At 72.3% G+C, this 21,630-nt stretch carries 19 protein-coding genes; 9 read left to right on the plus strand and 10 right to left on the minus strand.

Features of this window, described 5'->3' with window-relative positions:
* Window positions 1-29 precede the first annotated feature (29 nt).
* Complete coding sequence (locus ACLQ2R_RS23580; protein ID WP_425962636.1) at window positions 30-1,418, minus strand: pyridoxal phosphate-dependent decarboxylase family protein; 1,389 nt, start codon at window positions 1,416-1,418, stop codon at window positions 30-32.
* Between the two features lie 65 nt (window positions 1,419-1,483).
* On the opposite strand from ACLQ2R_RS23580, the gene ACLQ2R_RS23585 reads away from it, so the two are divergent.
* A complete protein-coding gene (locus ACLQ2R_RS23585; RefSeq protein WP_386236421.1) occupies window positions 1,484-1,951 on the plus strand; it encodes an Lrp/AsnC family transcriptional regulator in 468 nt (155 codons plus the stop codon).
* A gap of 8 nt (window positions 1,952-1,959) precedes the next feature.
* Here ACLQ2R_RS23585 and ACLQ2R_RS23590 read toward each other — a convergent pair whose 3' ends face one another.
* Window positions 1,960-2,472 (minus strand): ATP-binding protein, encoded by a 513-nt coding sequence (locus ACLQ2R_RS23590; RefSeq protein WP_425962638.1) that lies wholly within the window; start codon window positions 2,470-2,472, stop codon window positions 1,960-1,962.
* Window positions 2,473-2,864: 392 nt separating this feature from the next.
* On the opposite strand from ACLQ2R_RS23590, the gene ACLQ2R_RS23595 reads away from it, so the two are divergent.
* Together ACLQ2R_RS23595 and ACLQ2R_RS23600 are read left to right on the plus strand one after the other, a co-directional pair.
* Window positions 2,865-3,686: a helix-turn-helix domain-containing protein gene (locus ACLQ2R_RS23595; RefSeq protein ID WP_425962640.1), complete on the plus strand. Its 822-nt coding sequence runs from the start codon at window positions 2,865-2,867 to the stop codon at window positions 3,684-3,686.
* Window positions 3,677-3,889, plus strand: a complete 213-nt coding sequence (locus ACLQ2R_RS23600; protein WP_425962642.1) for a DUF397 domain-containing protein — start codon at window positions 3,677-3,679, stop codon at window positions 3,887-3,889. The genes ACLQ2R_RS23595 and ACLQ2R_RS23600 overlap by 10 nt, the downstream gene beginning before the upstream one ends.
* Window positions 3,890-4,078: 189 nt before the next feature.
* On the opposite strand, the gene ACLQ2R_RS23605 is transcribed toward ACLQ2R_RS23600, so the two are convergent.
* On the minus strand, window positions 4,079-4,366 hold the full coding sequence (locus ACLQ2R_RS23605; RefSeq protein WP_425962644.1) for a hypothetical protein: 288 nt from the start codon (window positions 4,364-4,366) through the stop codon (window positions 4,079-4,081).
* A 285-nt stretch (window positions 4,367-4,651) separates the two neighbouring features.
* Here ACLQ2R_RS23605 and ACLQ2R_RS23610 point away from each other — a divergent pair, with 285 nt between their 5' ends.
* Together ACLQ2R_RS23610 and ACLQ2R_RS23615 are read left to right on the plus strand one after the other, a co-directional pair.
* Window positions 4,652-5,602 carry a GlxA family transcriptional regulator gene (locus tag ACLQ2R_RS23610; protein WP_425962646.1) on the plus strand — a complete coding sequence of 317 codons (951 nt, stop codon included), beginning with the start codon at window positions 4,652-4,654 and terminating at the stop codon, window positions 5,600-5,602.
* A 25-nt stretch (window positions 5,603-5,627) separates the two neighbouring features.
* On the plus strand, window positions 5,628-6,386 hold the full coding sequence (locus ACLQ2R_RS23615) for an HD domain-containing protein (protein ID WP_425962648.1): 759 nt from the start codon (window positions 5,628-5,630) through the stop codon (window positions 6,384-6,386).
* A gap of 114 nt (window positions 6,387-6,500) precedes the next feature.
* Here the strand turns inward: ACLQ2R_RS23615 and ACLQ2R_RS23620 are convergent, their stop codons facing one another.
* The 4 genes from ACLQ2R_RS23620 to ACLQ2R_RS23635 form a co-directional block, all read right to left on the minus strand.
* Complete coding sequence (locus tag ACLQ2R_RS23620) at window positions 6,501-6,980, minus strand: MarR family winged helix-turn-helix transcriptional regulator (protein ID WP_425962650.1); 480 nt, start codon at window positions 6,978-6,980, stop codon at window positions 6,501-6,503.
* The gene (locus tag ACLQ2R_RS23625) at window positions 6,973-8,235 is read right to left on the minus strand and encodes an FAD-dependent oxidoreductase (RefSeq protein WP_425962652.1); all 1,263 of its coding nucleotides are present in this window, start codon (window positions 8,233-8,235) and stop codon (window positions 6,973-6,975) included. The genes ACLQ2R_RS23620 and ACLQ2R_RS23625 overlap by 8 nt, the downstream gene beginning before the upstream one ends.
* Window positions 8,236-8,311: 76 nt before the next feature.
* A complete protein-coding gene (locus ACLQ2R_RS23630) occupies window positions 8,312-8,872 on the minus strand; it encodes a dihydrofolate reductase family protein (protein ID WP_425962654.1) in 561 nt (186 codons plus the stop codon).
* 68 nt (window positions 8,873-8,940) lie between these two features.
* Window positions 8,941-9,582 (minus strand): FMN-dependent NADH-azoreductase, encoded by a 642-nt coding sequence (locus ACLQ2R_RS23635; protein ID WP_425962656.1) that lies wholly within the window; start codon window positions 9,580-9,582, stop codon window positions 8,941-8,943.
* 92 nt (window positions 9,583-9,674) lie between these two features.
* Here ACLQ2R_RS23635 and ACLQ2R_RS23640 point away from each other — a divergent pair, with 92 nt between their 5' ends.
* Window positions 9,675-10,202 (plus strand): MarR family winged helix-turn-helix transcriptional regulator, encoded by a 528-nt coding sequence (locus tag ACLQ2R_RS23640; protein WP_425962658.1) that lies wholly within the window; start codon window positions 9,675-9,677, stop codon window positions 10,200-10,202.
* A gap of 70 nt (window positions 10,203-10,272) precedes the next feature.
* Window positions 10,273-10,518, plus strand: a complete 246-nt coding sequence (locus tag ACLQ2R_RS23645; protein WP_425962660.1) for a MerR family transcriptional regulator — start codon at window positions 10,273-10,275, stop codon at window positions 10,516-10,518.
* On the opposite strand, the gene ACLQ2R_RS23650 is transcribed toward ACLQ2R_RS23645, so the two are convergent.
* The gene (locus tag ACLQ2R_RS23650; protein ID WP_425962662.1) at window positions 10,511-12,205 is read right to left on the minus strand and encodes a GMC oxidoreductase; all 1,695 of its coding nucleotides are present in this window, start codon (window positions 12,203-12,205) and stop codon (window positions 10,511-10,513) included. The two genes, ACLQ2R_RS23645 and ACLQ2R_RS23650, sit on opposite strands and share 8 nt — an antisense overlap.
* 6 nt (window positions 12,206-12,211) lie before the next feature.
* Window positions 12,212-13,777: a succinic semialdehyde dehydrogenase gene (locus ACLQ2R_RS23655; protein WP_425962664.1), complete on the minus strand. Its 1,566-nt coding sequence runs from the start codon at window positions 13,775-13,777 to the stop codon at window positions 12,212-12,214.
* 185 nt (window positions 13,778-13,962) lie between these two features.
* Between ACLQ2R_RS23655 and ACLQ2R_RS23660 the strand changes: the two genes are divergently transcribed.
* Both ACLQ2R_RS23660 and ACLQ2R_RS23665 read left to right on the plus strand, forming a co-directional pair.
* Window positions 13,963-16,383, plus strand: coding sequence for a beta-propeller domain-containing protein (locus ACLQ2R_RS23660; protein ID WP_425962666.1), 2,421 nt, complete (start codon window positions 13,963-13,965; stop codon window positions 16,381-16,383).
* Between the two features lie 201 nt (window positions 16,384-16,584).
* Entirely contained in the window at window positions 16,585-19,491 is a 2,907-nt protein-coding gene (locus ACLQ2R_RS23665) for a M36 family metallopeptidase (protein WP_425962668.1), read from the plus strand.
* A 373-nt stretch (window positions 19,492-19,864) separates the two neighbouring features.
* Here the strand turns inward: ACLQ2R_RS23665 and glpD are convergent, their stop codons facing one another.
* On the minus strand, window positions 19,865-21,607 hold the full coding sequence (gene glpD / locus ACLQ2R_RS23670; protein WP_425962670.1) for a glycerol-3-phosphate dehydrogenase: 1,743 nt from the start codon (window positions 21,605-21,607) through the stop codon (window positions 19,865-19,867).
* Window positions 21,608-21,630 lie beyond the last annotated feature (23 nt).

Consider the following 21,630-nt stretch of genomic DNA (forward strand, 5'->3'; position numbering starts at 1 on the left):
GACCGGACGCGCCCGCCTCGAAGGACGCCCTAGCGTTCCCCGTCGCCGGGTTCGGCGATGCGGTCGAGCAGGGCCTCCAGCGTCTTGTCGTCGGTGGAGGGGGCCATCACGGTCACCCGCAGGTGCCGGATCCCGCCGATCTCGGCCGAGGTGAGCTGGAACGAGCCTTCCCCCATCAGGCGCTCCCGGATGGCCGCCTGGTCGCCGGTGCCGTACCGGAAGCAGACGATGTTGCTCTCCGGCTCGTACGGGCACGTGAAGCCCGGCCGTCGCGCGGCCAGCTCCCACAGGCGGTGGGCGGTCGCGTACCTCGCCGCGACGTACTCGCCCAGGCCGCGCTCGCCCCGCCAGGCCAGGTTGAGGAAGATCTTCAGGCCCAGCTCGGCCTTGCTGCACTCGACGGTCCTGCCGACGAGGTCGAACCCCTGGTCGCCGTAGAACAGGTAGCTGGCCTCCTGCCGGAAGGCCGCGTCCAGGTCGCCCTCCCTGCGGGTCAGCACCGCCGCCGCCAGACTGGAGGTACGCAGCATCTTGTGCGCGTCCCAGATCAGCGAGTCGGCGAGCTCGATCCCGTCCAGCAGGTGGCGGTGCCCCTCCGACAGCAGCGCCGAGGCGCCGTGGGCGCCGTCCACGTGGAACCAGACTCCGTTCGCGGCGCAGAACTCGCCGACGCCGCGCAGGTCGTCGTACAGGCCGGTCCCGGTCGCGCAGGCGTTCGCCACCAGGGCCATCGGCCGCCGCCCGGCACGGCGTACCCGCGCCAACACCTCGGGCAGGCGCGCGACGTCGATCCTGCCGAGCGCGTCCACCTCCAGCGGCACCACCGCGCGCTCCCCCAGTCCGAGGATCGCGGCGGCGCGGGTGAGCGAGTAGTGCGTCGAGGCCGGGACGAGCAGGGCCAGGTCGCCGGGGACGCCGTCGGTCCACGCCTCCGGCGCCACCGCCGCCCGCGCCGCCAGCAGCGCGGTGAGGTTGGCCAGCGATCCCCCGTGCGTCAGCACCCCGCCGCCCGCCTCGCCGAACCCCACCGTGGCGAGCATCCAGCGCAGCACCTCGAACTCCACGGTCGCCGCCGAGGCGCCCATCTCGTAGATCGCCATCGGGTTGTTGCTCACCCCGTGGACGAGGTCGGCGAGCGCCGCCGGGAAGTCCGGCACGGCGACCTGATGTCCCAGGTAGCCGGGATGGTGCAGCCGGGTGCCCTCGGCGAGGTAGACCCGCAGGAACGCCGCGTGGTCGTCGGCGGTCATCCCGCCCTCCCGGATCCACCGGGCCAGATCGAGCCGTTCGGCCAGCTCGCGCGGGGGCCTGCGCCGGATGACGGGCGGCACGCCCCGCTGGCTCTCGTCGACGTAGGCGGCCAGCTCGCCGACGGTCGCGTTCGCCGCGTTCACGAATTCCTCGATGTTCCACGTCACACGGGGATACTGGTGGAATTCACGGTGGCCCGCCATCTGGTCCGAATCCCGGAGGAGTGAACACGATGATCGTCGAACTCGATTCGGTGGACCGGCGGATTCTGGTCGAGTTGCAGAAGGATGCGCGGCTGCCCAACAAGGACCTGGCCGAACGGGTGGGCGTCGCCCCGTCCACGGCCCTGGAGCGGGTGCGCTCCCTGCGCCGACGCGGGGTGATCGGCGCCTTCCGCGCCGAGGTGGACCCGGCGACGCTGGGCCGCCCCCTGCAGGCGCTGCTCGCCCTGCGGGTCCGCCCGCACACCAGCCAGCTCGTGGACCCGCTGCGGGCCTTCGTCCTGGGCCTGCCCGAGACCATCGCCCTGTTCCACGTGGCCGGGCCGCAGGACTTCCTGGTCCACGTGGCGGTCGCCGACGCCGACCGCCTGCACCGGCTGCTGCTGGAGAAGTTCCTGATCCGCCCCGAGATCGTGCACGTCGAGACGACCCTGATCTACCGCACCGAGACCCAGCCCGTCCAACGCCCCACCGGCTGACCCGCGTCTCAGGACGACACGTAGGAAGCCGTACGAGCCGTTCCAGGTTGAAGCCACCAGCGGGCCCAGACGGTCTTGCCGGGGTGATCGGGCAGCGGGACGACGCCGGACTCGTGGGAGAGGGCCTCCACGATGGTCAGGCCACGGCCGTGCGGGGCGTCGGTGTCGAGACGAAGGTGCCGTGGCTGTCCCGGCCCGTGATCGGTCACCTCCAGGCGCAGCTCACCCGCTCCGGCTTTCAGGCAGAGGGCCGCCGGGGCGTCGCCGTGGACGACGGCGTTGGCCAGAAGCTCCCCGGCCACGAGGACCACGTCGTCGGCGAGGTGCCGGAGCGTCCAGGCGACGAGGGTGTCGTCCACCAGCGCGCGGACCTTGGCGATCGCCGTGGGATCGTGGGGCACGCCCCAGCAGGCGGTGCGGACGTACGAGGCATGCCCGCACCAGCGGCACCCGAGCGGCGTGGACGGCGGGGCGTCCCGACGGGTCCTGATCGGCCTGGGGGTTCCCGTGGAGTCGTGCATCGGATCGGACCTCCGTGTCCGTTCGAGGGGCTCGTCCCGACGGGCGATGTCCATACCTGTCGCGGCGCGTGCCCCCGTCCCCGTAGGGGTGGCGGGCGAGTTACATGTCCATGTCTCGCGAATGCGGGAACCGGTCACCGGGAGTGGGGAGGGCGGCGGTCAGGCGCCCGCCCCATCACTTTCCGGACATTTTTGACACCAATTCACGGGGGCCCTCCATCGCATGAAGAAAAAAGCCCTTCTTGCGATTCCGCTGTTTCGCGAAGCACTTCACAGGATGCCCTCAAGAGGGCTACGTTGAGTAGTGAAAGGTCAGCACATTGTTAGAACAGCTTGTGTTCTACAGTGCTTTTCTGTGCTTCCGGAGTGCTTCCCCGTCGGACGGAGATGAAATGTCCGCATACCCCGAGCCCAGTCGCGTCGCGAAATCTCTGGTCGTCTTCGGCGCCGAGGTGCGCAAGCACCGAAAGCGGGCGGGACTGTCACAGGACCGACTGGCGGACATCATCCAGTTCAGCCAGAGCCTGATCGGCTTCATCGAAAGAGGTGAGCGCACCCCCAGCCGGAACTTCGCCCAGCGCTGCGACGACGCCCTGGAGGCGGGCGGGGAGATCATCAACCTGTGGACGCACATCACCCGCGCGGCCAGCCCCCAGTGGTTCCGGGGCTGGCTGGACATCGAGCAGCAGGCGCACACCCTGCACACCTGGCAACCGCTCGTCGTGCCGGGTCTTTTGCAGACCGAGGATTACGCCCGAGCGGTACTACACGGAAAACCGGGCGTAGAAGATCATCAGGTGGAGAAGTATGTTGCCGCTCGGATGGAACGGCAGGCCGTCTTCACTCGCGCAGCTCCGCCGATGCTCTGGGTCGTATTGGACGAGGGCGTTCTACATCGCCCGATCGGCGGCAAAGAAGTCATGCGCCAACAAATTGAACGTCTCCTGACGAATGCCGCATCTCCAAGAATCACCATTCAAGTGGTTCCGCTGGCACTCGGAGTGACTACGGGGGTGCTCGGCGGATTCGTCATTGCCCAGCTTTCCGGGAGCGCGGATACCGTGTACCTCGAATCGGCACTGAACGGACAGGTCACGAACCGGTCCGAGGATGTCGAGGCCGTCCAGGCCACATACGACATGATTCGAGTCCATGCACATCCTCAGCACGTGTCCATCGAGTTGATCAGAGAGGCGGAGAAACTGTGGACCTGAGCAAGGAGCTGGAGAACGCGGTCTGGCGTAAGGCGACCAAGAGCGGTCCCAACGGCGGCGACTGTCTTGAGGTGGCTCCGCTGTCCGGGGGAAGGGTCGGCCTGCGCGACACCGAGGCCCCGGACAAGGCCCCCTTCGTCGTGAGCGCCGGCGTCTGGGACGCGTTCGTCGACGGAGCCAAGAAGGGCGAGTTCGACTTCTAAGGGGCCAGAAGTCACAAGGGCCCTCAGCCACCTGCTCCTTCTGGCGGTCGTCGCAACACTCCGGCTTGAAGGGGTGCGATGGACCTCGAGATCTGGAAGGACCGGAGAACGCAGGAGCCCCGATCCGTGAGCGGGAAGAACACTTCCGGCTCACGGATCAGGACTTCGGTACGCGCGAGGCAGCCTGGATCACGGGAATTGACCTGCGAACCGGCAAGAAGCGGAGGACCGGGCACCACTCTCCTGGCAGGGCAGGCCGATGTCCGGGTCGTAGAGGTCATCGGTGGACAGTCCGTCCTGACCAAGGTGGGTTCGCATGCTGACGGCAATGCTCAGGATGCGCTCGGCTCCGGTACGGCGCTCCGGCGCTTCCGGGCGGCGTTCGAGCACTTGAGCGGCGTGCTGGGTTTCCTCGGCCAACCGGATGACCCGGCGGGCGAGGCCATGAAGGGGCTCGTGCTCGAGATCCACGCTCATCGTCGCCCAACCTCCTTCGGGCACATCACCCGGGCTGTAGTTTCAGCGTAGCTCGTGACCAAGCTTTACCCGCGCCGATGAACGGCATCCGTCCACGTCCGGTCGCGCGTCTCTCTTCCCACGGCTCCGGCATGGTGAAGAGATGTCCTGTGTGCTGTCGGATCATCCAGGTCGAGAATCGCCCGCTTCCCTTCACCGGTCGTGCTCCAGAGCCGCAGCCGCGATGTCCGGATCTGTGGGCTGGTTGTCCTTGTGGACATTTCTGGAGGCCGCGAGGCTGATGGTGTGGAAGACGTGGTCGTGGCCGTCTATGACGGCGTGGTGCTGCTGGACGTGGCCGGTCCGGTGCAGGTTCTGCACGGGTCCCGCCGCTATCGGATCCGGCTCGCCTCGGTCGACGGACGCGCGGTACGTACGGATGTCGGTGCGCCCCTGGGGGCGCACCTGGCCCTGAGCGAGGTGGAGGGATCGGTCGGCACCTTGCTGGTGCCGGGGTACGTCTACCCCGACGGTGACCGCCCGGCCGAGTCGTTCATGGGCCGGCTGCCCGAGCTCGCCGGGCGCGCGCGCCGGGTGGCCTCGGTGTGCACGGGGGCGTTGCTGCTGGCGGAGGCCGGACTGCTCGACGGGCGGCGGGCCACGACGCACTGGGCCGCCTGCGCCGACCTGGCCTCCCGGTTTCCGCGGGTCGCCGTGGAACCCGACGCCATCTTCGTGCGGGACGGACGCGTGGTGACCTCGGCCGGCGTCACCGCCGGAATCGATCTGGCGCTCGCCCTCGTCGAGGAGGACCACGGTCCGGACCTCGCACGGACGGTGGCCAAGCACATGGTGGTGTTCCTGCAACGCCCGGGCGGCCAGTCGCAGTTCAGCGTCCGCACGTCCGTCGCCACGCCCCGCCACCCCGCGTTGCGCCGACTCCTGGACGCGGTCGCGGCCGAACCGGCGGGCAACCACACCCTCGCCGCGATGGCGGACCGCGCCGCGGTGAGCGAACGTCATCTGACCAGGCTGTTCCGCCGTGAGGTCGGTCTCACCCCCGGCCGGTACGTCGAGCGGATCCGGGTCGAGGCGGCGCAGGTTCTCCTGGAGACCGGCGCGGCCGGCGTGGACTCGGTCGCCCGCAGATGCGGCTTCGGGTCCGACGAGACGATGCGCCGGGCGTTCCTGCAGGTCCTGGGCACGACGCCGACCGCCCACCGCCGGCGCTTCCGCACCTCCCACACCGACCGCTGACGTGACCGTCCCCGAAGGAGACCGGATGAACTCGCCCCTGCCCCGTCGCGCCGAACCGGGAGCCGGCCCCGCCGACGCGCCCGGCACATTCGCCACGTCCGCCGAGACCGCCACATCCGACGGAACCGTCACATCCGCCGACCTGTCCTTCCCCGCCACGCCGATCGCCCGGGCGGCCCACCGGCTGGTCATGGACGTCCAGGAGCCGTACCTGAGCCACCACAGCCTGCGCAGCTTCCTGTTCGCCCGGGCCGCCGCCGCGAAGGCCGGCCGCCGGCCGGGCCAGGACTACGACGTCGAGGTCATGTTCCTCATCTGCGTGCTGCACGACATGGGCCTGACCGCCCGCGCCGACACCGGCCGGCGGTTCGAACTCGACGGCGCCGACTTCGCCGCCCGGTTCATGGAGGAGCGCGGCATCACCGACCGCCGCGTCGACACCGTCTGGGACGGCATCGCCCTGCACACCTCCCGCGGCTTCCGCCAGTCGCCGGTGTTCGTCCGCCGCCGCCCGCCCGAGATCGCGATCGCCCAGGACGGCATCGGCATCGACCTGACCGGCCCCGACGCGCTCCCCGCCGGCTACGCCGACCGCGTGCACGCCGTCTACCCCCGTCACGGCGGTGCCCGTGCCCTGACCGACGCCATCGTCGCCCAGGGTCTCGCCGATCCGCGCAAGGCGCCGCCCATGACCCTGCCCGGCGAGATCCTTCACCAGCGGCATCCCGAGCTCCCCTACGTCACCTGGGACGACATGCTCGACGCCGTCGCATGGGGCGACTGACGGGGCTCTCCGCCCATCGAGCCGCTGCCGTCGCCCGGACCCGTGGACGGACGTTGCCGCTTCGAAGCGGCGCGGCCGCATGCCGGACGAACCCCGGGACCATGCCGCCTCCGATCACCCGGATCCGGGACCTTCCCCGCAGGACAGGGTGGCGCGGACGACGCGGAGCATCCGGACCAGTTCGGCGGCGTCCGTGGCCGACAGGCCCATGGCCTGCGGGGCGTTGAAGGCGAGCACTCCGGGCAGGGCGCGGCCGAGGAGCGTCCGGCCCGCCTCGGTGATGCGCAGTGCCGCGCGGCGCCCGCGCCCGCCCGGCCCGTCGCGCTCGACGAGGCCGCGCCCGATCAGGGACGCGGCCACCTCGCCGAGACTCTGCGGCCGCACCATGATCGTTCGGGCGAGTTCGGCCTGGCTGAGGTCGTCGCCGTCGGCGAGCGAGGCCAGCACGCCGAACTGGGCGGGGGTGAGCCCGACGGCACCGAAGACCTCGGTGAAGCCCCGGGTGACGACGTAGGAGGTCTGGATCAGCTCCCAGAGCGGGAGGTCGGGTTCGCCCTCGGGCCATGTCCCCTCCCCGGGACGTGCCTCAGGCACCGCGGGCCCCGGTGAGGGTGCGGCCCAGCCGTGCGGCGGCGGCGACGGTCGGCAGCGCGACCCGGGAGGCCCGGGTTCCCGCCGGTGTGGCGAGCCGGTGGATCCATCGCAGCGGCTGCATCGACGTGCGCACGGCCTCGCCGGCGTAGCCGGCCATCCTGTTCTGGAAGCGGTGCACCGCCAGCGGGATCGTGGACTGCCCGTCGCGCACCAGGAGCAGTTCCTCGGCGAGCACGTCGGCGTCGCGGATCGCGGTGGCCGCGGCCCTGCCCCCGGTGGGGGGCATGGCGTGGACGGCGTCGCCCAGCGCGGTGACGGCACCGGCCGGCCACGGGGTGAGGTCGGCGTCGGGATCGGCGGTGTGGAAGGCGAAGAAGGCCGCCGTCGCGGGATCGGCCGCGCGTACCAGCGCGCGTACGGCCTCGTCCCAGCCGCGCAGGGTGGAGTCTGCGAGCCGGACCAGCCCGGCGCCGTCGAGCTCGCGCGGCCGGCCGGGGTAGGTCCTCTCCGGTGCCAGCGCGCCCCAGATCAGGGTGGGCGGTTCGGTGATCGGCGCGATCTCCGTACAGGTCGCGGGGTCGACCGCGGCACCGGAGCCGGGGTCGTGGACGGTGAGGAACAGCCCGACGCCGCCGGGGCCGAACGCCAGGGCGGGCCCGCGCGCCAGCAACGCGGGGATCAGGGGCCGGGTGGCGGCGGTCAGGGCGGTGCGGCCGGCGATGCCGCTCACCCCGGCCGGGAGGGACGTCGGACGCCCGGCCAGTGCCCGCGCGACGCGCGACCCCACGCCGTCGGCGCCGACCAGCAGGTCCCCGTGGTCGGTGCCGCCGTCGGCGAAGGACGCGGTGACCGTGCCGTCGGGGTGGGTGCGGTGCCCGGTGAACTCCGACCCCAGCCGCAGCGCGTCGTCCAGGCCGTGGGCCAGCAGCCGCCGCAGCGGGATCCGGCCGATCATCAGCGTCTCCGACGCCCGCTCGCGGGGTTCGGTGAACAGCAGCCGCATCCTGTGGTCGGCGACCGCGAACCGCGTGAACGCCTGAGGTCCGGCCGAGCTGGCCAGCAGCGCCTGGTAGTGGTCCGGCGCGAGACGGCGGCGCAGTGCCGCGCAGGCCCGGTCGTCGAGGTGGAGCCGGTATCCGCCCGTGGCCTCCAGGGCCCGGTCGCGCTCGTGCACGACCACGTCGATCCCGTTGCGGCGCAGCGCCTGGGCCAGCGTGAGCCCGCCCATCCCCGCCCCGATGATCAGAACCCTCATACCCCGTCCCTGTTATCAGGCACCTGATAGTTGACTATAAGCTACCTGATAACAGGGACGGGCTCCGGGAGACCGTTCAGAGGGCGTACCTGGTGAGGGTCACCCCGCCCGAGAACGTTTGCTGCTCGACCAGGTTCAGGTCCTTCGCGTGCCAGCCGTCCGGGAAGAGCCTCCGGCCCCGGCCGAGCACGACCGGATAGGTGAACAGGCGCAGCTCGTGGACCAGGCCGGCCCGCAGCAGGGCATGTGCGAGCGTGATGCTGCCGGTGAGCACGATGTCGGTTCCGTCGCCGTCGATCAGGGCACGGATCTCCGACTCCAGCGCGTCGCCACCCCGCAGGACGGTCGTGCCGTCCCACCCCGGGTCGTCCAGCGTGGTCGACACGACGTACTTCCGCACCCGGTTGAGGTGGCCGGTGACCCCGGTGCGGTCGTCGACCTGCTGGGGCCAGAATCCCCGCATCGCCTCGAAGGTGGTCCGTCCGACCAGGAAGCCGTCCGACGCGGCGGCGTGCTCGGCCGTGACCGCGGCCAGTTCCCTTCCCTGCTCGGTGTCGGCGGTGACGTCGAACCAGGACTGCTCGGCGTCGACGACCCCGTCGAGCGTGATGTTCTGCGTGATGACGATTCTTCGCATCCACGCACGCTAGAGGCCCCCCGGAACCCCGGTCCAGCGGCCGGCAGGCCGAAGACGCGCCTGGCGGGTCAGGCGGCGTGCCGGGCGGCGAGTGCCCTGCCGGCCTCGTCCGCCGCCTCCTCCGAGGTCTTGCGCATGATCGCCGCGATCTCGGTGAACTCGTCGAGGGCCGGGTTCACGCCGACGAGCGTGAACTCGCGCTCGACCACCGTGAGGTCGGCGCCCCAGATGTCGGCGAGGATCCGGCGCAGGTAGTCGATGTTGTGATCCCATCCCTCGCGCGGGGTGCCGGGACCGTAGGCGCCACCGCGGGTGACGACCAGGACGGTCGGTGTGCCGTCGAGCAGGCGGGTGCCGTGCGGCGCTCCGGCGAGCGCGAGGTCGATCCACGTCTTCGCGTGCTGCGAGACGCCGAAGTTGTAGAGCGGCAGCGCGAGCACGGCGCTCGTCGCCTGCCGCAGCTCGGTGGCGAGCCCCTCGGCCGTGGCGAGCGCCTCGCGCTGCGCGGCGGTGCGGTCCGCCTCCGGAAGGTGGCTGCCGGAGATCGCGGTCTCCCAGGCGTGCGCGGGCAGCGGGTCCCGGCCGAGGTGACGCCGTACCACCGGCACCCCGGGGCGGGCGGCGGCGAACTCGTCGAGGATGCGGTCGGCGAGTGCGCTGCTGGCGGAGCGGTCGCCCTGGATGGAGGCGTCGACGCGGAGCACGGACATGGGATTCCCCTGACGAACGAATCGGCTTGAATGTTCAAGTCGACGATATGCCGAACGACTTGAATGTTCAAGTCACCAGGTAGGGTTGGTGTGTGAGCCCCGATACCCCTCGCGAAGACATCCCCGAGCCCGACCCGCCGTGGCTGTCGCCCGACCAGCAGCGCGAATGGCGGGCGCTGGTCGCCCTGTTCATGACCCTGCCGCCCGCCCTGGACGCGCAGCTCAAGCGCGACGCCGGCCTGAACTCCTTCGAGTACCAGGTGCTCGCGGCCCTCTCCGAGGCGCCCGGCCGCACGGTGAGGCTCAGCGACCTGGCCGCGCTGTCGCAGGGGTCGCTCTCGCGGCTCTCCCACGCGATCACCCGCCTTGAGCGATCCGGCTGGGTCGAGCGGCACAGCGAGTCCTGCCGCGGCGGGCGGCGCACGCAGGCGCGGCTCACCGACGCCGGCTTCGCCAGGGTCGAGGAGATCGCCCCCGGCCACGTCCGCGAGGCGCGCCGGCTCGTCGTCGACGTGCTGACGCCCGAGCAGCTCGCCGCGCTCGGCGCCGCCGCCCGCGCGATCACCGCCGTCACGATGGCCGAGGCGCCCGAGGCGTGCCGGGAGGCCCGCGGCTGCTGACCCGGCGGACGCGTTCGCGGAGGGTCGACGGGTTGACCTTGTCGCAGGGACAGGGGGTCTACTGGTCGCCATGCTGCTGATAGGCGAGATCGCCAAGCTCGTGGGCGTGACCCCGCGGACCGTACGTCACTATCACCGGATCGGGCTGCTCGCCGAACCGGAACGCACCCCCGGCGGTTACCGGAGCTACGGCATGAGCGCGTTGAGCCGCCTGCTCCAGATCCGCAGGTTCACCGCGCTGGGCATGGGACTCGGCGAGGTCACCGACGCCCTGGCGGGCGCCGGCGCGGGAAGGCCGGCGCCTCCCGTCAGGTGATCTCGACGATGGGCAGGCGCAGGGCCCCGGGGGCGGCCGCCGGGACGACCGGGTTCCCGGGGACGACGGGCGCCAGGCGGACGTACGGGGAGCCGGGGGCGGGGCGGGTGTCCGGCTCGCCCCGGTTGGGCCACAGGGCCATGGCGCGCTCGGCCTGGGCGGTGATGGTGAGCGAGGGGTTGACGCCCGGGTTGGCCGAGACCGCGGAGCCGTCGACGACGTGCAGGCCCTCGTGGCCGTGGACGCGGTGGTAGGGGTCGATGACCCCGGTCTCCGGCCCGGCGCCGATGGCGCAGCCGCCCAGGAAGTGCGCGGTCGCCGGGATGTCGAACAGGTCGAGCCAGGAGCCGCCCGGAACGCCGCCGACCTCCTTGGCCGCGTGGCGGACGAACTCGTGGCCCGCGGGCAGCCAGGTGGGGTTGGGCTCGCCGTGCCCGCGCCCCGAGCGCAGCCGCCGCCCGAACGGCCCCCTGCGCGACGACAGGGTGATCGAGTTGTCCTTGGCCTGCATGACCAGGGCGATGATCGCGCGCTCTGACCAGCGGCGGTGGTTGAACAGCCGCGCCACCAGATGGGGCCTGCGCACCGCCTCGCCGAGGAACCTCAGCCAGCGCGGGGCGCCGCCGCCGTCGATGAGCAGGGTGCGGAGCATGCCCATCGCGTTGGAGCCGTCGCCGTAGCGGACCGGCTCGATGTGCGTGTGGGCGTCGGGGTGGATGGAGGAGGTGATCGCCACCCCCCGGTTGAGCTTGTCGCCGGTGACCGACAGGCGCTCGAAGCCGAGCAGCGCCTCGGAGTTGGTCCTGGTGAGGGTGCCCAGCCGGTCGGAGATCCGGGGAAGCCTCCCGTCCGCCTTGAGCGCGTGCAGCAGCCGCTGGGTGCCGTACGTCCCGGCGGCGAAGATCACCTGCTCGGCGGTGAGCGCGCGGCGGCGCCAGGGCGTGCCGGTCCGGTGCGTCTCGACCCGGTAGCCGCCGCCGTCCAGCGGGGCGACCGAGGTGACCGTGGTCTCGGCGAGGACCCTCGCGCCGGCCCGCTCCGCCAGGTGCAGGTAGTTCTTGACCAGCGTGTTCTTGGCCCCGTGGCGGCAGCCCGTCATGCACTCGCCGCATTCGGTGCAGCCGCTGCGGCGCGGCCCGGCGCCACCGAAATACGGGTCGTCGACCTCGACGCCCGGGGTGCCGAAGAAGACCCCGACCGGGGCCAGGTGGAAGGTGTCGCCCACGCCCATCCGCTCGGCGACCGTGCGCATCACCTCGTCCGCGCGGGTGACGGTCGGGTTGAGCACCACGCCCAGCATCCGCCTGGCCTGGTCGTAGTACGGCGTCAGCTCGGCCTTCCAGTCGGTGACGCCCGCCCACTGGGCGTCCCGGAAGAACGCCTCGTGCGGCTCGTAGAGCGTGTTGGCGTAGACGAGGGAGCCGCCGCCGACCCCCGCGCCCGCCAGGACCATGACGCCGGTGCCCTTCTCGCCGCGGAGCACGTGAATGCGCTGGATGCCCTTCAGGCCCAGCGCGGGCGCCCACAGGAAGTCCCGGACCCGCCAGGAGGTCCTGGGCAGGGTGCTCTCGTCGAAGCGGCGCCCGGCCTCCAGCACGGCGACGCGGTAGCCCTTCTCGGTCAGCCGCAGCGCCGAGACGCTGCCGCCGAATCCCGATCCGATCACCAGCACGTCATGGTCGAACACGGAGCCTCACTTCAGCCGGAGCGCCTTGAGCGTCTTGAAGACGCCCACCAGGGTGTCTGCGTAGCGCTCGTAGGTCATGCCGAGGACCGGCTCGAAGCCCAGCCAGGACGCCTGGCTGGAGACGGTCTGCGACTCGGTGTACTTCAGCAGCCCCTCGGTCCCGTGGCGGCGGCCGAGACCGGAGGACTTCATGCCGCCCATGGGGGCGTCGTAGGAGGCGTAGGCCGACCCGTACCCCTCGTTGACGTTGACGGTGCCCGCGTCGACGCGGGCGGCCAGCGCGCGCCCGCGCGCCACGTCGCGGGTCCAGATCGAGGCGTTCAGTCCGTACGCGGTGTCGTTGGCGCGCTCGACCGCCTCGTCGTCGTCGCCGAAGGCGTGGATCGCCACGACGGGCCCGAAGGTCTCGGCGTGGCAGAGCTCCATGCTCTCGTCCACGCCGGCCAGCACGGTGGGCTCGTAGAAGAACGGCCCCAGGTCCGGGCGCGCCCGGCCTCCGGCGAGCACCCGGGCGCCCTTGGCGACGGCGTCGTCCACCTGCGCGGTGACCGCCTCCAGCTGCCGCCGGGAGGAGAGCGAGCCCATCTGCAGGTTCCAGTCGAACCCGGCGCCGATCCTCATGTTGCCGACCTGGCGGACGAACCGGTCGACGAACGCGTCGTGGACGGAGTCGTGGACGTAGAGCCGCTCGACCGACAGGCAGAGCTGCCCGGCGTTGGTGAAGCAGGCGCGCAGCGCGCCCTGGGCCGCGAGGTCCAGGTCGGCGTCGTCGAGCACCAGCATCGGGTTCTTGCCGCCGAGTTCCAGCGAGCAGCCGATCAGGTTCCTGCCCGCCTGCTCGGCGATCCGGCGCCCGGCCCGGGTGGAGCCGGTGAACGCCACGTAGTCGGCGCCCTCGATCAGCGGGTCGCCCACCTCTTCGGGCTCGCCCAGGACGACCTGCCAGATCTCCCTGGGCATGCCCAGGGAGACCATCAGGTCGATCGTCCAGAGCGTGGAGAGCGCGGTCCGGGTGTCGGGTTTGTGCACCACGGTGTTGCCGGCCAGCAGCGCCGGGACGACGTCGGTGACGCCGAGCGAGAGCGGGTAGTTCCACGGCGAGACCACCGCCACCGTCCCCTTGGGCCGGTGGTTCTCGACGGTCTTCGTGACGACGGGCATGAAGGGGATCCGCCGGTCGGGCTCCAGCAGGCCCGGGGCCCGCCGCGCGTAGTACAGGGTGCAGCCCGCGACGTCGAGGACCTCCTCGAAGGCGTGCCTGCGCGCCTTGCCGGTCTCCCACTGGAGGATGTCGAGGATCTCGTCGCGGCGGTCCAGGATGGCGCCGTGCAGGCGCAGGAAGGGCTCGGCCCGCTCCCGGGCGGGCCGGGCCGCCCACGCCCGCCGCGCCTCGTGCGCGGCCCGGTAGGCGTCGTGGACGTCGCCGGCGGTGGAGACGGGCATCTCGGTGAGGACCTCGCCGGTGAACGGCGCGACGATCTCCTGCGTCTTGCCGGCGGAGGTCACGTGCCGTACGACGCGTTCGATCATGCGGGGGGAGAGGACCCGCGTCAGTTCGGGGGGAACGGCCATGTTCGCAGGGTAATCGGCGGAGACCGGCCATGGCTACCAACCGGTAGCAAGGCGTCGAAACCCCCGTCCCCGCGATCCGCCGTGCCGACCGCCCTTGCGATCCGCCGCGTTGAACCGCTCGACCCCCGAGCCGCCGCGTTGAACCGCTCGTCCCCGCGATCCGTCGTAGGGGCATGAGGACATCGATGCGCACGGCCGGCGCGGCCTGCGCGGCCGCCCTGGCCGCCGCCCTGCTCGCCACCGCGTGCACCCCGGCGGGGACCGGTGGCGGCGCGGGGCGTACGGAACCGGCCGGACCCGGCACCGTCAGGCTGGGCGCCGTCACACTGGTCTCCTACGGCGGCTGCGACGACATGCTGGCCGGGCTGCGCGCGGCCACCGCAAGGAACGTCGGCCCCTGGGGCATCGGCGCCCCGCCGGTCCTGTACGCCGAGGCGCAGGACGCCGCCGGCTCCGCCAAGCGCGCGGCCGGGGCGCCCGAGCACTCCACCACGAACGTGCACGAGGCCGGGGTGGACGAGCCGGACCTGGTCAAGACCGACGGTGAGCGGGTGGTCACCGTGAACCGCGGCGTGCTGCGGGTGGTGGACGCCGCGACCAGGAAGACCACCGGCACGCTCAGGCTGGTGAACGCCGAGCAGGTGTGGGCCCCGGCCGACCTGCTGGTCAGCGGTGACCGGGCGCTGGTGCTGTTCTCCGGCGGCGGGATCGTCCCGTTCGGCGCGACGTCCAAGCGCGCGGCGACCGCCGGGCCGCACTACGTCCTCGTCGACCTGTCGGGGAAGCCGAAGACGATCGGCTCGCTCACCCCGGAGGGCTCCCACGTGGACGCCCGGATGATCGGTTCGACCGTGCGGCTCGTGGTGCGCAGCCAGCCTCGGATCGAGTTCCCCGACCACGGTGACGTGCCGGAGAACGAGCGGACCCGGCGGAACGCGGAGGTCGTCGCCAAGGCGCCGATCGAGGCGTGGCTGCCCGGCTACGAGCTGACGCCCACCGGCGGGAAGGCCTCGAAGCGCACCGTCGGGTGCGAGCGGGTCAGCCACCCCGCCGAGTACACCGGCACGTCGATGCTGACCGTGCACACCCTCGACCTGGCGGGGGCGCTCACCGACACGGCCCCGATCAGCGTGGTCGCCGACGGCGACACCGTCTACGGGACGGGCTCCAGCCTGTACGTGGCCAGCAACCCGCGCTGGTGGTCGCCCATGCCGATCGAGCCGATGATCGTCGACGACGCCTCGACGGCCCCGGCCGCCACCCCCACCGGGTCGCCCACGCCTCCCGTCCTCCGCTCACCCATGACGTCCCCGATGACCCCGGCCACCCCGGCGGTCTCGACGGCCGCACCCGGCACGACCGCCGCGACCGGTACCGCCGCCGCGCCGGACGCCCCGATGGTCCCGGCCGCCGCCGGCCTCGACCCGCAGCCGAGCCTGCTGCCGGAACCGGTCCCGAGCACCTCCGCCGCCTCCTCCGGGCCGCCCCCGAGCGCGCCGGTCACCTCGCCGGTCCCTGCCGAGCCCCCGGCCGTCACGCCGGGAACCCCCGGCCCCTCGCCCACCGCCACCGCGACGCTGCCCACCAGGACGGCCGAGCGGGTCGAGCCCCCCGAGGAGACGGAGATCCACCGGTTCGACGTCACCGCGCCCGGCGCGCCGCGCTACGTCGCCTCCGGCAAGGTGCCGGGCAGGCTGCTCAACCAGTACTCCCTGTCGGAGCACGAGGGGCACCTGCGGGTCGCCACCACCCTGACCCTGCTCCCCACCCCCCCGTCCGCGGCCCCGCCCGCCACCCCGTCCGCGGGCGCGTCCACCGACCCGGCCTCCACCCCCGCCACCACCACGACCGTCGACCCCGCCGTGGACCCGGCCGTGGACCCGGCCGTCGAGCCTCCGGGCGCGCCGAACACCTCCAGCGCCGTCTACGTGCTCAAGGCCGACACCCTGGCCAGGACCGGTGAGGTCGGCGGACTCGGGCGGGGTGAGCGGATCTACTCGGTGCGCTTCGCCGGCCCGGCCGGCTACGTGGTGACGTTCCGGCAGGTGGACCCGCTCTACACGCTCGACCTGCGCGACCCGGCGGCGCCGAGGGCGACCGGCGAGCTGAAGATCACCGGCTACTCGGCGTACCTGCACCCGGCGGGTGAGGGGCGGCTGATCGGCGTGGGCCAGGAGGCGAGCGAGCAGGGCCGCACGCTCGGCACCCAGGTCTCCCTGTTCGACGTCGGCGACCCGGCCGCCCCGCGCCGCCTGTCGCAGATGTTCCAGAAGGACTCCGGCTCGGAGGCCGAGTGGGACCCGCACGCCTTCCTGTACTGGCCGAAGACGGGCACGGCGGTCCTCCCGCTGAGCTCCTGGAAGGCCGGCGAGCCGACCACGGGGGCCGCCCTGGTCCTCGACATCGACGACACCGCGATCACCCGGGTCGGCACGATCCTGCACACCGGGCCCGAGCGGACGGACGACAGCCGCTTCGCCCCCTACGATCCGGGAATCCGCCGCTCGGTCGTCATCGGCGACGACCTGTGGACGCTCTCCGACCTCGGCCTCAAGGTCAACACCCTCGACGGCCTGGCCGAACGGGCCTGGATCCCGTTCTCCTGACACGCGCCCCCGACCGTGGGAACGCGCTCCGGCCCACCCGCCGGGGCGCGTCTCCCCCGCCCCCGTAGGCCCTCTATTACACCGACATACCCCCCTTTACAATATCTTGTCATGTCACTTGAATAGGTGTTACCTCTTGCGCAACACACGCGTGCCGCGTGTGCCATGGCCAACGACGGCCATCTCTGCGCAGGAGGATCGGTGCCGACCAACTCCCGGTTACGCCTCACCGTCGTCGCAGCAGCGACGGCGGCGCTTTCTCTCTCCCTCCCGGGAATCGCCCAGGGAGAGCCCGGAGGGCAGCCCCCCAAGGCCCTCGACTTCCAGGCCGAACACGGCGCCAAACCCGACCTGGACAACCGGCGCGGCAGCGTCGCACCCCCGTCGTCGTCCGCCCGATCGATGGCGAGCACCGCGACGATCCGTTGGAACGCTCTCGGCACCCCCGCCGTCGTCACGGACTCCGCCCCCCTCGCCGAGGGGCTGGGCGCCGACCCCGAGCGCGCCGCACGCGCCTACCTCAAGGCGAACGAGAACCTCTTCGGCCTCTCCGCCGAGGCCGTGGACGCCCTGGAGAAGGTCGCCGCCAACCCCATCGGGGACGGTCACGCCGTACTGCTCAGGCAGAAGTTCGGCGACCTGCCCGCGGGCGTGGACGGGCAGGTCGTGGTCGGCGTGAAGGGCGGCAAGGTCCTGCACGTCACCTCCACCCTCTCCCGCTCCTCGCAGGCGCCCCCCGCCGCCCGGATCACCGAGCAGCAGGCGCTGGAGGCCGCGGCCAGGGACGGCGGGATCGACCTGGCCACGGCCACGGTCAAGAAGGCCACCGCCGTGGCGGTGCCCGCGCCGGACGGGACGCACAACGCGTTCCAGGTCGTCCTCATCGGCGGCGGCCAGGGAGAGCCCGCCGGGTACACCACGCACGTGGACGCGGTCAGCGGCGCGATCCTGACCCGCGAGAACCTGGTCGACCACCACTCCGCGCCCGACGACCCGCGCTGGGAGGCGTTCCCGGCCAACCCCCCGGCCGACTACTCCTCCACCGACACCCGCGCCACGTGGTGCTCCATCGCCGGCCCCGGCTGCGACGTGATCGGGGCCGACCCGGCCACCGGCAAGCCGTGGGACTTCGACCACACCACCGGCACCCCCACGTTCACCAGCATCGGCAACGCCGCCAGGACCGTGGAGAACCGCGCCAGCGGCGACGCGTACACGGTGGGCACCCGCAGCAACGTGAACACGCCCAGCCGCGAGTACGCCTACCCGTGGACCAACAAGTGGCACACGGCCAAGTGCGACCCGGCGTCGCTGGACCAGCCCGGTGAGGCCGACCTCGAAGCGGCCATCACCAACCTGCACGTCATGCACAACCGCATGCACGACTGGTCCTACCGGCTCGGCTTCACCGAGACCGCGTGGAACATGCAGAACGACAACGGCGAGCGCGGCGGCCTCGGCGGCGACCCCGAGCAGGGCAACGCCCAGGCGGGCGCCCGGGTCCTCAGCGTGCGCGACAACGCCAACCAGATCACCGGCCCCGACGGGGTCGCGCCCATCACGAACATGTACCTCTGGCAGCCGGTCGCGGGCGCGTTCTACGCACCCTGCGTGGACGGCGACTACGACATGTCGGTCATCGGGCACGAGTACACCCACGCGATCTCCGGCCGCATGATCGGCGGCCCGAACGCCGGGTGGAGCGGCGCCCAGGCCGGGGCCATGAACGAGAGCACCTCCGACCTGTTCGCGATGGAGTACCTGTCCGAGTACGGCTTCCGTCCCGCGGGCGACACCCCGTACGTCACCGGCGGCTACGTCACCGGCGACAAGAAGGCCGGAATCCGCAACTACGACATGTCCACCTCGCCGCTGAACTACAGCGACATCGCCTACGACATCGTCGGGCAGCAGGTGCACGCCGACGGCGAGATCTGGTCGGCCACCCAGTTCGACGTGCGCAAGGCCTTCGTGCAGAAGTACGGCCAGGGCACCCCGGCCAGGCAGAAGGCGTGCGCCGACGGCGCGACCCCGCTCACCCAGTGCCCCGGCAACCGGCGCTGGGCCCAGGTCTCCTTCGACGCGCTGCTGCTGATGGCCTCCGGCGCGGTCAGCTACGTCGACCACCGCGACGCGCTGCTCGCGGCCGACGCCATCCGCTTCGGCGGGGCCAACCAGGCGATCATGTGGCGTGCCTTCGCCGAGCACGGTCTCGGTGAGGGTGCCACCAGCGTCGGGCCGAACGACCCCGACCCGACGCCGAGCTTCGTCAACCCGTCGGGCAAGAACGGCGAGCTCCAGCTCAAGCCGCTGCTGGAGGCCAAGGGTGCCGCGCTCCGCCTCTACGTGGGCGACTACGAGGGCCGCGTGGTGCCGGTGGCCGACACCGACCCCGCGACCGAGCTCGGCGACACCGCGAAGATGACCCCCGGGATCTACAACTTCGTGATCGCGGGCAAGGGCTACGGGCACACCCGCCTGAAGTTCGCGGTGCTGCCCGGCGTGAAGCTGCCGCTGCCGGTGTCGGTGCCCAAGAACGTCGCCTCGGCGGCCCTGGGCGCCACCGCGACCGGTGACGGCGTCAACCACGCCCTGCTGATCGACGAGACCGAGGCGACGAACTGGGCCTCGCTCACCGCGCCGGTCAAGGGCAAGGCCGTCACCGTGGACCTGGCCGGGACCTCCCCGGTGAAGGTCCGCCGGGTGCAGGTCAGCGCCATGCTCCGGCCCAACACCGGTGACACCGCCGACCCCGGCGCCCAGAACCGGTTCAGCGCCCTGCGCGCCTTCGAGGTCCTGGCCTGTGACTCCACCAAGAAGGACTGCTCCTCGCCGGCGTCCTTCTCGGTCGTCTACACCAGCCCGGCCGACGCCTTCAAGACCACCCTGCCGCGTCCCCGCGGCGCCGACCTGATCATCAAGTCCTTCGGCATCCCGACCACCACGGCGACCCACCTGACCCTGCGGGCCGTCTCCACCCAGTGCACCGGCAACCCGCTCTACGCCGGCGAGCAGGACGCCGACCCCAACTCCGCCACCGACTGCGCCACCGCCAGCCCCGCCAGGGACCAGCTGCGCGCGGCCGAGTTCCAGGCGTTCACCCGCTAGACCGGACCGGGCACCCCCCCCGGGGGCGGGTGGCGCGCACGGCGCCCGCGGCCCCCGCCGCCGCCGGGCGGGGCGCGGTCGGGGGGAACGCCCCGCACCCTCCCCGGTGCGCGCCCGCCCGCGGTCCCGCGGTCCCCCCGCTACCCCGCCCCGCCCCCCCGCGGCCGCGGGGGGGCCCCGCCCCGGCGACCGCGCCCCCCCCCCCCCCGGGGGGGGCCGCTTCCGTTCTCACGCGCCCGATCCGTCCCGGTTCCGGGCACGCCGGGCTCGTCCCGAGGACACCCGGCTCCCGGCACGCCGGGCTCGCCCCGAGGACACCCGGTTCCCGGGACGCCGGGCCGGGCGCGTCCCGGGAACGCGCGATTCCGGGACGTCAGACCCGGTGCTTCTCCGGGGTGGCCACCGGCACGATCTCCGGGGCGCCCAGCCGGATGGCGTCGGCCTCCTGGTCGGTGTCCTGCTCCTGGGAGAGGCGCTCGGACTCCACGCGCTTGGTGTAGTACTCCACCTCGCGCTTGACCTGGTCGTCGTCCCAGCCCAGCGGCCCGGCGAGCAGCTTCGCGGCCTCGTCCACCACGGCCAGGCCCCGGTGGAAGGTCTCGATCGAGATGTGCGTGCGCCGGGTCAGCACGTCGTTCACGTGCCGGGCGCCCTCGTGGGTCGCCGCGTAGACCACCTCCGCCCGCAGGTAGTCGTCCGCCCCGGTCAGCGGCTTGCCCAGCGAGGGGTCCTCCTCGATCAGCGCCAGGACCTCGTCGATCATCGACCCGTACCGCTGGAGCAGGTGCTCGATCCTGGCCACGTGCAGCCCGGAGGACTGGGCCAGCCGGTGGCGGGAGTTCCACAGGGCCTGGTAGCCCTCGGCCCCGGCCAGCGGGACGCGGTCGGTGCAGGAGGGCGGGACCCGGTAGTCCAGGCCGTGGGCCACCGCGTCGACCGCGTCCTTCGCCATGACGCGGTACGTCGTGTACTTGCCGCCCGCGACCATGACCAGCCCCGGCAGCGGATGCGCCACCACGTGCTCGCGGGAGAGCTTGGAGGTCTCCTCCGACTCCCCTGACAGCAGCGGCCGGAGCCCGGCGTAGACGCCCTCGACGTCCTCGCGGGTCAGCGGGACCTCCAGCACCTCGTTGACGTGGTCGAGGACGTAGTCGATGTCGGAGCGCGACGCCGCCGGATGGGCCCGGTTCAGCTCCCACGCGGTGTCGGTGGTGCCGATGATCCAGTGACGGCCCCACGGGATGACGAACAGCACCGACTTCTCGGTCCGCAGGATGATCCCGGTGAGCGAGTGGATCCGGTCGCGCGGCACCACCAGGTGGATGCCCTTGGAGGCCCGTACGTGGATCTGCCCCCGCCCTCCGGCCATCTCCTGGAGATCGTCGGTCCACACCCCGGTGGCGTTGACCACCTGGCGGGCCCGGATCTCCATCTCGCCGCCGTTCTCCAGGTCGCGCACCCGGACCCCGGTGACCCGCTCCCCCTCGCGCAGGAAGCTCACCACCTGCGTCCTGGAGGCCACACTGGCCCCGTACATGGCCGCGGTCCGCAGAGTGGTCATCACGTGCCGGGCGTCGTCGATCTGGGCGTCCCAGTACTGCACGGCGCCGGTGAAGGAGCTCTTGCGCAGCGAGGGCGCCAGCCGCAGCGCCCGCTTGCGCGACAGGTGCCGGTGGCCGGGCATCCCCCGGGTGCCCCCGAAGGAGAAGCCCATGGTGTCGTACAGCACCAGGCCCGCGCCGACGTAGGGCCGCTCCCAGATCCGGTGCTTGAGCGGGAACAGGAACGGCACCGGCCGGACCAGGTGCGGGGCGAGCCGCTGCAGCAGCAGCGAGCGCTCCTGGAGCGCCTCCCTGACCAGGTCGAAGTTGAGCTGTTCCAGGTAGCGCAGCCCCCCGTGGATCAGCTTGGAGGACCTGGACGAGGTGCCGGAGGCGAAGTCGCGCGCCTCCACCAGCCCGACGGACAGTCCCCGGGTCGCCGCGTCCAGCGCGACCCCGGCGCCGACGACCCCGCCTCCGATCACCACCACGTCGAGCTCCTCGGCGCTCATCTGCGCCAGTGCGGCGGCTCTCTCGGCAGGGCCGAGCCGTCCGGTGCCCATTCGCGCCGTCATGTGCAACCCCCTGGGGTGCGGCT

The sequence above is a fragment of the Streptosporangium sp. DT93 genome, assembly GCF_049844535.1.
Taxonomy (GTDB): Bacteria; Actinomycetota; Actinomycetes; order Streptosporangiales; family Streptosporangiaceae; genus Streptosporangium.